We start from the raw sequence: 15,262 nt of genomic DNA, 5'->3' as shown, positions 1-15,262 counted from the left end.
GTGAACACATTATTGAAACAGACTTTAACTGCAAGTGTATTATCAACTATGCTTGCTAGTGCAGCATTTGCAGCACCAACAGAAACCCCACCAGACTTTGTAAAACGTGTGGCGGACGGTTTGGTGACACGTTTAAAAGCTGATCATGCGAAGTTACAAAACAACCCTGAATTGGTTAGAACAATTATTCGCCAAAATCTTGATCCATATGTAGATTCACAAGCATTTACTCGTATCGTATTGGGTACTTATGCAAATAATCAGCATACAACTGCAGCACAACGCGCACAGTTTGAAAAAAACTTCCGTGAAGTGATCATCGAAAACTATGGTAGTGCTTTTGCGAAATACACGAACCAAAGTTACACCATGCGTCCATACCGTGCGACAAACTCGAAAAATCCTGTAGTGACTTTAGATTTTCTTAATAATGGTGAGAAGATTCCTGTGTCATTCCAGTTGGTAGATAAAGGCGACCAATGGCGCATCCGTAATGTGAATGTCGCGGGTATTGACTTAGGTTTGCAATTCCGTAACCAGTTTGCTGCGACAGTTCAGCGTAATGGTGGTGACATCAACAAAGCAATTGCAACCTTCAAACCAGATGCAGATGCTGCAGTTACAAAGAAATAAGTAGGTGATGGGTGATTCAGTATATTGATCAGCAATTGATTGTTTCAAAAACGATTAATTTTGAGAATGCAGAGCAAGTTTATCAGGCTGGCTTAAAGCATATTCAGCAACATCAGAATTTTCCTTTGGTGGTTGATCTTGCGCAGCTTGAAAATGGTAATACTTTATCATTGGCAGTATTGGTACAATGGTTGCGTCAAACACCAGAGCGTAAAGGACTGCATTTCAAAAACGTTTCTGAGAAAATGTTGAAAATCATCCAAGCGAGTCATTTGCAAGATGATCTGAAATTGATCTGAAATTGAAGTATGAAAAAAGAGCTTTTGATAAAGCTCTTTTTTTACGGGAAAATGTTAGCACGACATTATATTTATACTTACAATGCTGGCTCTGAAATAGGTGTAAGAACATTTCATATATGACTTTTCGTTATGATATTAATAGCTTAAGAGCAATAGCAGTACTTGCTGTTGTTTTCTTTCATTTTAATCCTGAATGGCTATCAGGCGGTTTTGCGGGAGTCGATGTTTTCTTTGTTATTTCCGGCTTTTTAATGACATCCATTCTCTTTAATGAAATGGAAAAAAATACCTTTAATATATTTAAATTTTATATTGCTCGGGCAAATCGTATTATCCCTGTATTGACTGCGATGGCAGCTGTACTTCTTGTCTTTGGGTGGTTTTATCTATTACCGACTGATTATAAGGACTTAGGTCGACAAGTCGAAAAAAGCTCACTGTTTACCTCAAATATATTGTTTACCAAAGGGGATGGGTATTTCGATAGTAATGAGAAAACCAAGTGGTTATTACATACATGGTCGCTTTCCGTAGAGTGGCAGTTTTATATCTTTTTCCCTGTTATTCTATTAGTTCTAAAAAGGTTTTTCACTTTACAGAAAATTAAATGCGTTATTTTGGCGTTATTTGCGATGAGCTTCTGTTATGCCATTTATGCTACAGAAAAAAATAGCCAGAGCGCTTATTTTTTGTTGACCTCTCGTGCATGGGAAATGTTGTTTGGTGGTTTAGCATTTTTATATCCTATGCCAATCAAACTGTTTAAATATCGGGCTTTGATACAGTGGATTGGGATAATTTGTATCTTAGGGTCCTATGTTTTGTTTTCAGCACAAACACCTTGGCCGAGTTATTGGGCTTTATTACCTGTTTTAGGTGCTTATTTTATTATTTTAAGTGCTAATCAAAAGAATATATTTCTCAACAATGCCTTATTTAATTCGGTTGGAAAGTGGTCATATTCAATCTATGTTTGGCATTGGCCACTTGTTGTTGCTGGTTTATATTTCTCTTGGAATAATTGGGAAATTTATGGAATTTGTTTATCAATCGCAATTGGTTATTTAAGCTATAAATATATCGAACAAATTAAATTCAAAAAGTTCACAACTTGGAAAGAAATTTATAAAGTAAAACCCTTGTATATGGTTTTGGTTTTATTTCTTTGTGGTTATGGGGTTAAAAAAACCAATGGATTTGAATCTCATTATTCACCTCGTATCCTCAAAATTCTAGATGAAGTTAATAATACGAATCCTTATAAATGTGATCCTGGTTTTCGAGACCCTCGAATTATACCGTGTCAGATTGGGCAAGCTCACGCAATTAAGGCGATTGTACTGGGAGATAGTCACGCCAATGCAGTGGCAACTTCTGTTGCAGCGGTTTTTGACTTAAAGAAAGAGGGGGTACTGACTTTAACAAAATCAGGTTGTCCTTATATTTTAGGTGCAAAATTTAGTAATGAGAACTGTGAAGCGATTAACCAAGAGCGTTCGATATTGTTGAATAAAGAAAAAGGTACTCCGATCTTTCTGATTAATCGTTATGCTTTGCAGTTAGAAGGGGAGAATAATCCAGAAAAAGTAGATCATAAGAACCCACTCAAAATTTATTTCAATAAAGAAGATGAATCTAAAGCAGAGACTTATCTTGGCTTTGAGCAACATTTGCAGTCTAGTATTTGTGCTTTAACTAAAACTAATCCTGTGTATTTGGTTCTACCAATTCCTGAAATGGGCTTTGATGTGCCAGAAATGATGGCGAAACAGGTTTTATTTCAGTATAAGCGCAATGATCTTTCGATTTCTCTTGCAACCTATCAGGCAAGAGTTGGGAAAGTGAGTGAGATTTTAGGTCGTGTCGCAGCTCAATGTGGGGCACATACTCTGAACCCAAGCGCGACTTTATGTAAAAGTGGGAAGTGTATTGCTGAATATCAAGGGCGACCGATTTATCGAGATGGGGATCATTTAAGTGAATATGGAAATAAATTACTAACCCCGATGTTTAGATCTGCTTTGTACCAATAGCTAACTAAAACTCGAATTTTTAGCCTCCATTATGGTCTATATATGGAGGCAGATAAACGTGCTGGTAATAAGATTAAATCCATTTCTTCCAACGGAAATAGAGGATTGGACCGATTAATAATGTAGTAACAAAGGTAATAACAATCCAGAAGCTGGTATCCCCTTGAGCAAAAGGTAATACATCTGTATTCATACCGTAGATACTGGCAACCAACATGGGTGGGGCTAACATACTGGGTAAAATAGAGAAACGCTTAAAGGTTTCATTCATTTCAGTGTTGGCAAAACCAGTCGTAATATCAAGTAAGAATTTTAGCTTCTGGAATAAGAACGCATTATGCTCAAGTAAAGAGCGTACATCTTCACTCATTTCTCGAATATCAGCATCATATATATGACTGCCTAATGCACGTGGACGTGATAGGAAGGTCAGCACTCGACGTAAGTCAGTTAGACAGAGCTGTGCTTTTCCTAGCATATCTTCTTGATGCGCTAACCGTGTGATCATGTCATCAAGATCCAAGATTTGCTCACGATGATGATCATTGAGAACCTCAGCAGAATATTCTTCAAGGTATCGATGAGTATCCTCAAGAATATCTGACAGTTCATCTAGTTTAGCTTCTAAGAGTCCTAATAAAATCCAAACGGGATTTTTATAGTCCATCTCATAATCATTCCGCCGAGCGCGTGAACGAAAGGCGCGGAAAGCAACGAGTTTTTCACCACGCAAAGTAATGAGTCGATTTTTTTCAAGCAAGAATGCAACGGTATGTACCGTCGCCGCCAATGTATTTTCTAAATCTTCTTGTTCTCGATCAGATTGAAAGTTTTTATTCTTTGTTAAAAAATAAGTACTGATATGCAAAATCCCATCATCATCACGGTAAAATCGTGCAGATGAGGAAATATCTTCCAGTGACTTTAAGGTAGGTAAATTTCGTTCATAGGCATCGAGTACCCATTGCTGCTCTTCTTGGGATGGTGCGATTAGATCGATCCAGACCAACTCAGGGTAGAGATCAAAACCACCATTGATGGTTGCGTCTTCTAGGCTACCGCGCTCTGTGGCATAAAAGGCTTCAAGCATGTCTTTTTTCCTCGCGCAGTGAATATTAGGACTTTTTGCACTTTGCAGAAAGTCAGCGTGTATTTTAGACAAGGATGCAATGAAAAACACTTGCCTAATCGTTATTTTCTCAAAAATCTTGTTTCTTAGCTTACTTTAACAGCATGACAATTGCATAAAACGGTTTTAATTGTATGAATTCAATATGTGTTTTCTGTGGCTCTTCTCTTGGAAACGATCCGATATATCAACAAATGGCTCAAGCAACTGGGCAGGCGATTGCAGAGCAAGGTAAGACGCTGATTTACGGTGGTGGTCGTTCTGGTTTAATGGGTGTCGTTGCTGATAGTGCATTAAAGGCTGGAGGACGTGTGGTTGGTATTATTCCAAATGCATTGGTTGATCGGGAGCTTGCACATAAGGGGTTAACCGAACTGTATGTGGTTGATAATATGCATGAGCGTAAAACCCAGATGTCTGAGCAAGCAGATGCATTTATTGCATTACCTGGTGGTGCGGGAACATTAGAAGAAATCTTTGAGCAATGGACTTGGAATCAACTCGGCATTCATCAAAAACCATGTGCATTTTTAAATGTTGGTGGTTTTTACGATGATTTAATTAAAATGATTCAAGGTTCGGTGGCACGTGGATTTAGTCAGTCACGTTTTGTTGATCAATTGATTGTGGCAAATGATATTAATGAAATTCTAACCGCATTTTCTACCTATCAACCTGCGGTGCCTAAATGGATGTCGGTTGATGAAATTCAAGCATGAGGACGTTTCATTGAAAATTATAACGGTTGCAGCGGCGGTCATCGTAAATCAACATGATCAACTCTTGTTGGTGCGGAAAAAGAATACGCAAGCATTTATGCAGGTCGGTGGTAAATTGGAAATCAATGAAGCACCTGAAATCACGATTCAACGTGAAATCTTGGAAGAGATTGGTTGTGAGTGTGAGATCCAGCAATTTGTTGGAAAGTTTGAGACAGCTGCTGCCAATGAACCTGATCATCTATTAGTCAGTTATCTCTACATGGTTGAGTTAAAACAACAACCGCAGATTGCAGCAGAAATTGCAGAAATGAAATGGATTGATTTAAATGATTCAGCGACTTTACTCGCCCCTTTAACCAAAGAGGTGGTGATCCCGTGGATGCTTAAGCAACAGATGGCAGGATTGAGTCCTTAACCCCACCAGCAGCAAGACAAACAGCATAGATCTGTTGGCAGCCCAATTGGCGTAAGCTTTTGGATAATGCATCAATCGAGCTGCCAGTCGTGATGACATCATCAACAATTAAGACTTTGCGATAACGGATTTTATTCGGTGGATGAGCAATAAACTGATGCTCGATATTCTCCAAACGTTCTAGGCGGGATAAGCCTTTTTGAGAATGTTGGGCTAAACGTCGAACAGGTTGCCAAACTGGAATATTGAGCGTTTGTGCTAAGCCTTGAGCCAATAATAAAGATTGATTAAAGCCTCGTTCGACTAAGCGATCGGTTGAAATGGGCATGGGAACAATCGCTTGAACTTTGGGAAGTCTAACTTGTTGTAAGATGCCACTGAGCACTCGCTGGTGATGTAGCTTCTGCTCATATTTAAATTGTTGAATAATGCGGTTGATGGGATATTGATAATGGCAGGCAACGAAGACCTGCTGTTGATTGCGTTCAATTGTTTGTTTTAACCAAGGCATATCATCCCAACAATTTTTGCATACGCCAAAGTATTGTTTGGCTCCTATTTCACATAAATCACATGCAGTGAAATGATCTAAGAATCGTTGGGTTTGACTGCCAAGTAACTTAAACATAAGCATATCTTGGTGCTTCAGGTAACCAACGTTTTAATAGACCTTCTGCATGTTGCGGATAGTCTTTCAGAATTTGTTCTGCAACATAATGTGCTTGTGTCAGTAAATGATCATCTCGTTCTAGACGTGCCACACGGAAACCCATGTCTCCCGTTTGTTTAGTTCCAAGCAACTCACCTGGTCCACGAATTTCTAGATCTTTTTCTGCAATCACGAAGCCATCATTACTTTCTCGTAAGATGGAGAGTCGTTCCTGACCATTTTGCGATAATGGTGTTTTATAAAGAAGGGCACAGAAACTCGCAGTCGCGCCTCGTCCCACACGTCCTCGAAGTTGATGTAATTGGGAAAGGCCTAAACGTTCTGCATTTTCAATCACCATAATCGAAGCATTAGGAACATCCACACCTACTTCAATGACTGTGGTGGCAATCAACAGTTGTGATTGATTATCTTTAAAGGCTTGCATAACAGCTTGTTTCTCATCGGCTTTCATTTTGCCATGTACAAGTCCGACATTTAGATCAGGGAAACGTTCTTTAATTTCTTGATAGGTGGCTTCCGCAGCTTGAGCATCAAGTGTTTCAGATTGTTCAACCAAGGTACAGACCCAATAGGCTTGTTTACCTTCACGACAATTTTGGGCAATTCGCTGTAGTACTTCTTCGCGACGATCTAGCGGAATAGTTACGGTTTGAATGGGTGTACGTCCTGGTGGGAGTTCATCAATCACTGAGGTATCTAAATCACCGTACGCACTCATAGCTAAGGTGCGGGGGATGGGGGTCGCCGTCATGACGAGTTGGTGTGGTGTAAATTGATCCGCACCTTTATTGCGTAAGGCAAGGCGTTGGTCAACACCAAAACGATGTTGTTCATCAATAATGACCAAACCAAGCTTAGAAAATGCAACATTGTCTTGGAATAAAGCATGTGTACCGACGATCAGTTGCGAATGGCCTTCTCTAATGTGCTGTTCTGCTTGGGTGCGAGCTTTACCTTTTTGTTTACCAGACAACCATGCGACGTCGATGCCTAAGGGTTCAAACCAGCGTTTAAAATTCAAATAATGTTGTTCTGCTAAAATTTCAGTCGGTGCCATGAGTGCGACTTGCCACTCAGCTTCAAGTGCATGACATGCTGCGATGGCTGCGACAAGTGTTTTACCTGCACCAACATCACCTTGAACCAACCGCAACATGGGTTGCTGTTGTTTTAGATCTTGCAAGATTTCTTTTGATACACGCTTTTGGGCATTGGTCATCTGAAACGGCAATGATTCTAAGAGCTGTTTGGCTAAAACTTTACTGCTGGTAAATTGGGGGGCCGCAATTTGACGAATATAGGCACGACGGGTTAACAGGCTAATCTGATGCGCAACCAATTCTTCAAAAATCAAACGTTGTTGTGCGGGATGAGAACCTTGATTGAGTTGTAACATATTGGCATCAATCGGTGGCTCATGGATATAATGCAGCGCTTGTTTTAATTCATAACCATTGCTGTATTTACTGGGTAATAGCTCTGCTAAATCATCACTATGATGTGCCAAAGCCTGCCGCACATATTCGCGTAATTTGGGCTGCGTGAGCCCTTCAGTGCTCGGATAGATCGCTGTCAGTTGTGTTTTAGGCAAAGGCGTGTGCTGTAGAATCACTTGTATCTCGGGATGATAAAGTTCAAGCCCTCGTGCACCTACTCTAACTTCACCAAATATGCGTAATCGATTTCCTACTTGAATACGATCAGTTAAGCCTTTGTAGATATGATAGAAACGCAAAGTGACTTTACCAAAATCATCTTGTAGCAATGCTGCAAGAGATTTCTTTTTTCCAGGTGGAAAGTCGATAGAACGAACTTCGCCTTCTAGCAGGTAACTACGTCCGACCATGAGCTGATTCATCGGAATAATAGTGCTACGATCCTCATAGTCACGCGGCAGATGAAACAACAAATCATCCGTGCTAAAAATATGAAGCTTTTCTAATAAGGTCGCTGCGGCAGCACCAACGCCTTGTAACTGCTGGACTGAAGTCATTCTTGATCAAGGATATATATGCATATTTTATTTATTGGTTATGGTAAAACATCTCAGCGTGTTGCTAAACACTTATTTGAGCGTGGTCACCACATTAGCACAATTAGTCGTACACCGAAAACAGATTGTTACGCGACGCATTATACTCAAGATGTTCATTGCTTGGATGTGACTGACCTAGCACCGATTGATGTGGTTTATGTGATCTTAGCCCCGTCTCAAAGTGGTCTAGATGCGTACCAACACACTTATGTGGATAGCATTAAACCGATTGTACAAGCGCTAGCCTCGCATCCTGTAAAACGTATCGTGATTGTATCTTCAACACGTGTCTATGGTCAGAATGCAGGGGAGCGAGTTGATGATGATTCTGAAATCCAACCAGTTGATGAGCAAGGACATTTATTACGGAAGATGGAATTACTTTGGCAGTCCTATTATCCACTGCAGAGTATTATTGTTAGACCGACGGGGATCTATGGCATCTCGATTGCACGATTGAAGCGTTTGGCTGAGCAGACTTTAAGCTATCCAAACCTGCATTTTAGCAATCGTATTCATATCGATGATTTAGCGAAATTTTTAGCATTGTTGGTCGATCTGCCCCATGTAGAAGCCAGTTATATTGTGTCTAATAATCAGCCATTGCCAATGCATGAAATTTTGCAGTGGTTTCAACAGCAGTTAGGTTTACCTCTTTTAAAACTTCTCACTGAGCAGCAAACAGGCAAACGAATTTATGCAACCAGATTAATGCAGACAGGTTTTAAATTTGACCATTTGATTTGCTTTAATGACTACGCAGCAGCTTTATCGGCACATAGTAATGCTGAAAAATTAGATTAAACTAAAAACAATATTAAGGTGTTTTTGATATTTAAGCGCCCATAATACTTGGTATGGATTTTGGATTTTAAATACCAATAGATTCCGTAAAGGAACTGCCTGAATTGTGCACAGGGTTTGCAGCGAGGCATTGAAGGTCAATGATGAAAAAAATAATGTGTTCGATGTTACTTGGTCTGATGGCAACAATCAGTTGGGCTGGAGAGCAGACATGGTGTGTATTTGATCCTTTAAGTACTCAAGGTGATATAAGCCGTCGTTTGCAAGATGTACGTGTGCATGCAATGCAAAGCCAAGTACAGTTGAAATTTAAAACGTTTAAAAATGAACAAGAGGCGATTAAAGCATTTGATCAAAAAGAATGTTCAGGTTTGGTTGCCTCAAATTTTAATACCTATCGTTATAATCGATTTATGGGTAGTACTGCCGCCATTGGTTTAATTCCCAATAATCGAACCGCACGTGTATTTTTACAGTTATTTACCAATCCGAATGTTGAAAAGCGTATGCGAGAAGCTGAGTATGAAGCGGTTGGAATGATTCCTGTGGGTACGGTTTATATGATTATGAATACCCAAAGGATTAATAAAGTTTCACAGCTTAGGAATAAGAGTATCGGCATTTTGGTAGATAACCCTCCGCAGTTGGCATTAGCGCAAAGTGTTGGGGCAAAACCTACGTATGTGGACTTCTCAAATGCGATTGATTTATTTAAACAAAAGAAAATGGATATTTTGGCTTCGCCAGCCTATGGTATTTTGCCGTATAACCTGAAACAAGAATTTGGAGAATCGACTCAAGTAGTCAATTTTCCTATTGCATATTTCGCAGTCAATATTGTAATCAGACCACAAGCTTACCCTACAGGATTTGGTCATACGATTCGCGCATGGTTTGCAAAAAATAGCCATGTATTGGCTGCACAAGCGATGCAGTGGGAAAACCATTTGCCTGCCTATTATTGGGCAGATATTTCGAGTTACGAAAAGCAGGGCTATGATGCATTAGTCACCAGAATTCGCAATCGCTATGTTGCATCGGGATATTATGATGCTTATTTGGTTGAACTGATTCGGCGATTACGATGTCTGGATGACCCCAAATATATAGAATGTAGAAAGTAGGGATGAATAAAAACGGCAACTCAAAGTTGCCGTTTTATTTTTACTGCACCTATGCTTTTTTACGTTTTAAACGTCGTTTTGCTTGTTGTGATGCCATCGCTTCTAAAGCAGCGGCAAGCTCTTCATCACTAAATGTGGTGATATGTTGCAGCATTTGCAAAGTAGTCTCATCCAGTACCAGTTGAGCACCTGCCGCCATTTCACTAAAGTTATCATCGTATTCAATGAAGCCTTGTTCATTGTTGCGAATATAGTTTTGCTGAGTCAGTACCTTGATAAAACTTTGGAACAATGATTTATCGAAGAATTCAGGTGAGTTGAACTCATAAAGTACAGAGAGTCGTTGACCCAATAAATGACTCAGTTCTTCAACTTGTTTGGTCGAGATATTGCCAGAGCCACGTTGTGTAATGAGCGCAAGGGTCATGTAATAACGCTCTAAACTTTGTTTTACTGGCATCGCCAAAGTGAGAAGTTTTTGATGCTCTTCGCTATTTGGTGTTGGGCTGAATAGATTGCCATCATGATCTTGGAAAATTAACCCGATTTCTGACAAGGCATCGATATAGGCACCGATTTGTTGTTGTAACTCAGATGACTGCCATTTCATAAACAATTCAGCTTTTAAGAATGGATATAAGGTACGAATGACATTGCTTAAATCTGTTTTGTGAATTTTACCATTATGTTCAACCAAAGATGCAACCAACGAAGGTAGGACAAAGGCATGTAAAATGTTATTGCGGAAATACGTTAGTAATACGGCTTGATTGTCTTCGATCGCAATAATATCGCCTAAGACATGTTGAACGCGTTTGATGAGTTTAAGTTTTAAGCCATATTCGATAATCTCTTTACCCGATAACGACGTCACTTGGGTACGTTGATCATAAGGTTGTTTAGCAGCAAGGTCACGATAGATATCTAGTTGCTTTGCACAAATTTCTTCATCTAAAGTATGTTTTGGTGTCGCCAATAAAATTAAAGACAATAGCGATACAGGGTTGATCACCACTGCGCGGTTAATGTTTTCTAAGATACGGTTGGCTGAATCAGAGACAACACGAGAAATTTCAATTGGTGCTGGCGCATCATTCTTTTCAATTTGAATCTTGTCAGCATTGTGCTGTTTTAATACATCATCTAAGAATACAGGCTCACCGAAGTTCACATGTACTTTACCAAAGATACGTTCAATTTTTCGCAATGATTTGAGAATGCCAAAAATGGATTCAGCTTCTTTAGGTTTACCTTGCATTTCACCAACATAGGTTGAACCTTCCATTAAACGTTCATAACCAATATAGGTCGGAACAAAGGCAATCGGTTTGGCGCGACCACGTAAATGTCCGTGTACGGTCATTGCCAACATGCCTGTTTTTGGTGGTAATAAGCGACCTGTACGTGAACGTCCACCTTCAATAAAGTACTCGATTGGGGTGTTGCGAGATAAGATGCTGTATAAATATTCTTTAAACACAGAGGTATAGAGTGCGTTTCCACGGAATGAACGGCGAATAAAGAAAGCACCACCACCACGTAATAGCTGACCAACAAAAGGTAAATTGAGGTTATCACCGGCTGCAATATAAGGAATCATCAGACCACGTTTAAAAATCACGTAGGACAGTAATAAATAGTCAATATGGCTGCGATGACATGGGGTATAAATAATTTCGTAATCTTTGGCAAGTTCACGGACAGTACTAAAGTTATGTACGTCTACACCATCGTAAAGCTGTGTCCATAATCGTGTTAAGGCCATATCAGCAAAGCGAACTGCCGAGGCTGAATAGTCTGATACAATTTCATTTACATAACCAATCGCACGTCGCTCTGCTTCGAGCATACTAATTTTATGTTGAATACTTTCGCGGCGAATCGCATCTTGTACGTCAGGTGCTTTCACTACAGACTGCATTACATTACGACGATCTGATAAATCTGGGCCGAGTACCACTTCACGCTGTTGGTCGAGGTAGCTATCTAGTGAGCTTGCAATATACGTAGCTGGCGAAACATTTGGATGATTGGTTTTGGCATACTCAACCAATTCTCGTAAGGATTGTGGTTCATGGAATTCTAAATACGATTGGCGACCATGTAAGCCTATATTTACCAATTGTTTTACAGTGCTTGGAGTTGCCCACGTGTCTGAAAATAAAAGCTTAAACCAAGAATCTTCTTTATCAGGGGAGCGTCCCCATAGCACAGTAACAGGGATGAGTTGTACTTCGATTTCTGGATTTTTTTCGAGTGCTTCAATGAGTTGTAAAAGACGAGGTGGGAAGGTTTGTGTATTAAAAAGAATATTGTCATTTTGATGTAAAAAAAGAACAGAATTTTTTTCTTGATAATCGCCAAAACTCAAAGGATCCAAAGCGGGTTTGAGTTGTAGACGACGGGTTTCACCATCGACCACCAGTGCATTACTATGAGAGTAGTTTTGTAATACATAACACACGACTTTTTTTGCATCGTTTGTGCTTTGTTCTGTGGTGGACTCTACAGGAACTTCACCAAGAATATGTGGTGTAACCACAAGGTCAAGTAACTTACTCGAAAGTTGGCGATACATTTGACCAAATCCAGTCTTGGACATTACAAACTCCTAAATGATAACCCTAAGCAAATGCATAGCGCTGCAATCTAAACAGCACAAGGCCATGTCCAATACACAAACATGAACACGACATTCTGCGGTATTCTTACATAAAACGGTATGTTGTTTTCTGACAAAATATAGCGTATTTGGTAGATTTTATCGTTAAAAAACGTATTTTTAGCGGTTATAAATATAAAGTTATACTGAGAAAAACATTTATATTGAGTGCTAACTGTATTAATCGATAAATCTCGATTAATATAATTGTTCTTGTTTCGTGCTAGTCCTTATTCTCACTAGGACCTTGCTTTTGCTTGAATTATCTCTCCCTAATTGTTGTTAAAAAGGTGATTAAATGAATGCGTTAACGCAAGAACTCGTCGAGCTTTTGACGCTAGAAAGGCTGGAAGCCAATATCTTTCGGGGTAATAGTCGTAATTTGGTTGGCAAACGTGTGTTTGGTGGACAGGTTTTGGGGCAAGCATTAAGAGCAGCATCCTATACGACCAATCGTCCAGCGCATTCGCTTCATGCATATTTTCTCTATGGTGGAGATGTAGACGCACCGATTATTTATGAAGTTGATTCTCTTCGAGATGGAAAAAGTTTTGCCAGTCGTCAAGTGCGTGCTATTCAGCATGGACGTGTTATCTTTTCGGCGATGGTATCTTTTGCCAATCCAGAAGAAGGATTGAATTACCAACATAAAGAGCCTGAATATCCTGCACCAGAAAATTTAAAATCTGAAAATGAATTAAAAGAAAGTATGCTCAACTTCGTGCCAGAGAATGTTCGAGCAAGTTTCATGCGTGAACGTCATGTTGAGATTCGTCCAGTTCAGCCTGTCAATCCTTTTCAGCCACAGCCTGAAGCGCCATTTTATGCGCATTACATTCGTACACATGGTGATATTGCAAAAAATCTTGATGAGATATCTTTACATCAGGCGATTGTCGCATTTTATTCTGATTTTACGTTAATGACCACAGCATTACGTCCACATGGTTTATCTTGGATTTCTCCAAATCTTCAGTGTGCAAGTATTGACCATACGATTTATTTTCATCGTCCTTTGCGTGCAGATGAGTGGATGCTCTACGAAATGGAAGCAACCGTGAGTGCAAGTTCACGTGGACTGAATTTTGGTCGTATGTGGCAAAATGGTCAGCTGGTTTGTAGCACGGTTCAAGAAGGTTTGATTCGGCTCAGAGAAATTGAAACGCAGTAACGATTAAATTAGATTAAAGCCATCATTATGATGGCTTTTTTAAGATGCAAATGTGACAAAAAATTGCTCGATTGTTATGTTTGAGCATGCGATAGTACTGAAAAGTTAACATGCTTTCATACCGATAATGAATTTAAATACCCAGATCTTATTTGCAGCCATTTTAGGCGTAGTGTTTGGCTTCCTGTTAAACGCCTTCCCTGAAACAGCATTTGTAGAGCATAGCCTTTATGGCTTAGGAATTTTAAGCAGCATTTTCATTGGTCTTTTGAAAATGTTATTGATTCCTTTGATTTTTAGTTCAATTGTTGTGGGCGTATCTAATCTACAAGCAGGCGGACAATTTGGTCGTGTTTGGAAGATCACGGCATTATGTTCCATTACGACGACCACACTAGCGCTCATTTTAGGCATAGGATGTGCTCATCTCTTTGATGTGGGCAAAGGTGTTGATATTCAGCTTTTTCAAGCGGATATGCAGAGTCATCAAAGCCCTGATACTTTGACTCCTTCGAGTTTTCTAAGCAATTTTGTCCAAAACACCTTAATCAACCCATTCAAAGCATTTAGTGAAGGGAATGTATTGGCTGTTGTAGTATTTGCCTTATTTTTAGGTGTGGCCTTGGTACAAGGGGGAGAACGTTTCGCACTGGTACGGAATAGTTTTCAGCAGTTTTTTGAAATAATGATGATGCTGGTTGGGTGGGTGATGAAACTTGCTCCGATTGGTATTTTTGCTCTGTTGGCGAAGCTGATCGTGACAGAGGATCTTTCTGTCTTGAGCCGTTTAGCTGAGTTTGCTGCGGTGGTGACAGGGACGACGATTTTTCATGGTCTTGTGGTATTACCACTTTTGCTATGGGTTTTTGGGCGCATGGATCCGATCACGTTCTTTCGTGGGGCCAGAACGGCGTTAGTGACTGCTTTTGCCACCAGTTCTAGTTCGGCAACAATGCCATTAAGTTTAAAATGTGCGCAGGAAAATCTAGGTGTTCGGCCCCAAACCGCAGGCTTTGTAATCCCTTTGGGGACGCAGCTGAATATGGATGGAACTGCACTTTATGAGGCAGCAGCAGCCTTATTTATTGCGAACTTAATGGGGCTAGATTTATCTATTACGCAGCAAATTATTGTGTGCTTGGTGGCAATTATTGCATCTTTAGGTGCGCCAGGAATTCCGAGCGCGGGGATGGTCACCATGATTATGGTGCTTCAGTCTGTTGGCTTACCTGCGGAAGCGATTGCCATATTATTACCAATTGATCGTTTATTAGATACTGTACGTACTGTGGTCAATGTTCAGGGGGATATGATGATTAGTGTTGTTGTGGATCGACATGCATCGGAGTCCACAACAGATCAAGGGTAAGCTGATGCAAAATTTGCATTAGTTCTATTTCTTAACTAAAAAATTGGCACATCAATATAGTAGATACATTTATGTGAAATGGTTGAAAAGTAAATTAAAAAATAATGATTGAATTTTCTAATAGGCAGATTTAAAACAATAAAGTGTGTGAATATTAATTTAATAAAATAGGTTTAATTAAAATTAAATT

13 protein-coding genes are annotated in these 15,262 nt (G+C 39.7%); 9 read left to right on the top strand and 4 right to left on the bottom strand.

All coding sequences use genetic code 11. The features are described 5' to 3' along the window. From F927_RS14765 to F927_RS14755, 3 genes are all read left to right on the top strand, one after another. Positions 1–633 (top strand): MlaC/ttg2D family ABC transporter substrate-binding protein, encoded by a 633-nt coding sequence (locus F927_RS14765; RefSeq protein WP_004641117.1) that lies wholly within the window; start codon positions 1–3, stop codon positions 631–633. A gap of 11 nt (positions 634–644) precedes the next feature. Next, a complete protein-coding gene (locus tag F927_RS14760) occupies positions 645–932 on the top strand; it encodes an STAS domain-containing protein (protein ID WP_004641115.1) in 288 nt (95 codons plus the stop codon). 119 nt (positions 933–1,051) lie between these two features. Further along, positions 1,052–2,968: an acyltransferase family protein gene (locus F927_RS14755; RefSeq protein WP_005086869.1), complete on the top strand. Its 1,917-nt coding sequence runs from the start codon at positions 1,052–1,054 to the stop codon at positions 2,966–2,968. Between the two features lie 73 nt (positions 2,969–3,041). Here the strand turns inward: F927_RS14755 and F927_RS14750 are convergent, their stop codons facing one another. Beyond that, entirely contained in the window at positions 3,042–4,058 is a 1,017-nt protein-coding gene (locus F927_RS14750) for a CorA family divalent cation transporter (RefSeq protein ID WP_005086867.1), read from the bottom strand. A 173-nt stretch (positions 4,059–4,231) separates the two neighbouring features. Between F927_RS14750 and F927_RS14745 the strand changes: the two genes are divergently transcribed. Then, on the top strand, positions 4,232–4,816 hold the full coding sequence (locus tag F927_RS14745; RefSeq protein ID WP_005086863.1) for an LOG family protein: 585 nt from the start codon (positions 4,232–4,234) through the stop codon (positions 4,814–4,816). A 10-nt stretch (positions 4,817–4,826) separates the two neighbouring features. Continuing rightward, positions 4,827–5,234: an NUDIX hydrolase gene (locus F927_RS14740; protein ID WP_020846335.1), complete on the top strand. Its 408-nt coding sequence runs from the start codon at positions 4,827–4,829 to the stop codon at positions 5,232–5,234. On the opposite strand, the gene F927_RS14735 is transcribed toward F927_RS14740, so the two are convergent. Together F927_RS14735 and recG are read right to left on the bottom strand one after the other, a co-directional pair. Continuing rightward, positions 5,203–5,862 carry a ComF family protein gene (locus F927_RS14735; RefSeq protein WP_004641105.1) on the bottom strand — a complete coding sequence of 220 codons (660 nt, stop codon included), beginning with the start codon at positions 5,860–5,862 and terminating at the stop codon, positions 5,203–5,205. The genes F927_RS14740 and F927_RS14735 overlap by 32 nt on opposite strands. Next, complete coding sequence (gene recG, locus F927_RS14730) at positions 5,855–7,900, bottom strand: ATP-dependent DNA helicase RecG (protein ID WP_005086859.1); 2,046 nt, start codon at positions 7,898–7,900, stop codon at positions 5,855–5,857. The genes F927_RS14735 and recG overlap by 8 nt, the downstream gene beginning before the upstream one ends. An 18-nt stretch (positions 7,901–7,918) precedes the next feature. Here recG and F927_RS14725 point away from each other — a divergent pair, with 18 nt between their 5' ends. Both F927_RS14725 and F927_RS14720 read left to right on the top strand, forming a co-directional pair. Continuing rightward, positions 7,919–8,746, top strand: coding sequence for an NAD-dependent epimerase/dehydratase family protein (locus tag F927_RS14725; protein ID WP_005086857.1), 828 nt, complete (start codon positions 7,919–7,921; stop codon positions 8,744–8,746). Positions 8,747–8,889: 143 nt separating this feature from the next. After that, positions 8,890–9,870, top strand: a complete 981-nt coding sequence (locus F927_RS14720; protein WP_005086855.1) for a putative solute-binding protein — start codon at positions 8,890–8,892, stop codon at positions 9,868–9,870. Between the two features lie 49 nt (positions 9,871–9,919). Here the strand turns inward: F927_RS14720 and plsB are convergent, their stop codons facing one another. Beyond that, the gene (gene plsB, locus F927_RS14715) at positions 9,920–12,472 is read right to left on the bottom strand and encodes a glycerol-3-phosphate 1-O-acyltransferase PlsB (protein ID WP_004641098.1); all 2,553 of its coding nucleotides are present in this window, start codon (positions 12,470–12,472) and stop codon (positions 9,920–9,922) included. 358 nt (positions 12,473–12,830) lie between these two features. Here plsB and F927_RS14710 point away from each other — a divergent pair, with 358 nt between their 5' ends. Both F927_RS14710 and F927_RS14705 read left to right on the top strand, forming a co-directional pair. Continuing rightward, entirely contained in the window at positions 12,831–13,703 is an 873-nt protein-coding gene (locus tag F927_RS14710) for an acyl-CoA thioesterase (protein ID WP_004641096.1), read from the top strand. 127 nt (positions 13,704–13,830) lie between these two features. Next, on the top strand, positions 13,831–15,072 hold the full coding sequence (locus F927_RS14705) for a dicarboxylate/amino acid:cation symporter (RefSeq protein ID WP_005086853.1): 1,242 nt from the start codon (positions 13,831–13,833) through the stop codon (positions 15,070–15,072). The last annotated feature ends 190 nt before the right edge of the window (positions 15,073–15,262 follow it).

This window comes from Acinetobacter haemolyticus CIP 64.3 = MTCC 9819, assembly GCF_000369065.1.
GTDB classification, from domain to species: domain Bacteria; phylum Pseudomonadota; class Gammaproteobacteria; order Pseudomonadales; family Moraxellaceae; genus Acinetobacter; species Acinetobacter haemolyticus.
The sequence above is the reverse complement of the archived record's forward strand: the minus strand, read 5'-3'. Positions and strand labels throughout refer to the sequence as shown.

What these genes read in the sequence shown, in the direction of transcription:
- F927_RS14755 (WP_005086869.1), top strand. Translation starts at nt 1,052, where the DNA reads ATGACTTTTCGTTATGATATTAATAGCTTAAGAGCAATAGCAGTACTT.
- F927_RS14750 (WP_005086867.1), bottom strand. Translation starts at nt 4,058, where the DNA reads ATGCTTGAAGCCTTTTATGCCACAGAGCGCGGTAGCCTAGAAGACGCA.
- F927_RS14745 (WP_005086863.1), top strand. Translation starts at nt 4,232, where the DNA reads ATGAATTCAATATGTGTTTTCTGTGGCTCTTCTCTTGGAAACGATCCG.
- F927_RS14735 (WP_004641105.1), bottom strand. Translation starts at nt 5,862, where the DNA reads ATGTTTAAGTTACTTGGCAGTCAAACCCAACGATTCTTAGATCATTTC.
- recG (WP_005086859.1), bottom strand. Translation starts at nt 7,900, where the DNA reads ATGACTTCAGTCCAGCAGTTACAAGGCGTTGGTGCTGCCGCAGCGACC.
- F927_RS14725 (WP_005086857.1), top strand. Translation starts at nt 7,919, where the DNA reads ATGCATATTTTATTTATTGGTTATGGTAAAACATCTCAGCGTGTTGCT.
- F927_RS14720 (WP_005086855.1), top strand. Translation starts at nt 8,890, where the DNA reads ATGAAAAAAATAATGTGTTCGATGTTACTTGGTCTGATGGCAACAATC.
- plsB (WP_004641098.1), bottom strand. Translation starts at nt 12,472, where the DNA reads ATGTCCAAGACTGGATTTGGTCAAATGTATCGCCAACTTTCGAGTAAG.
- F927_RS14710 (WP_004641096.1), top strand. Translation starts at nt 12,831, where the DNA reads ATGAATGCGTTAACGCAAGAACTCGTCGAGCTTTTGACGCTAGAAAGG.
- F927_RS14705 (WP_005086853.1), top strand. Translation starts at nt 13,831, where the DNA reads ATGAATTTAAATACCCAGATCTTATTTGCAGCCATTTTAGGCGTAGTG.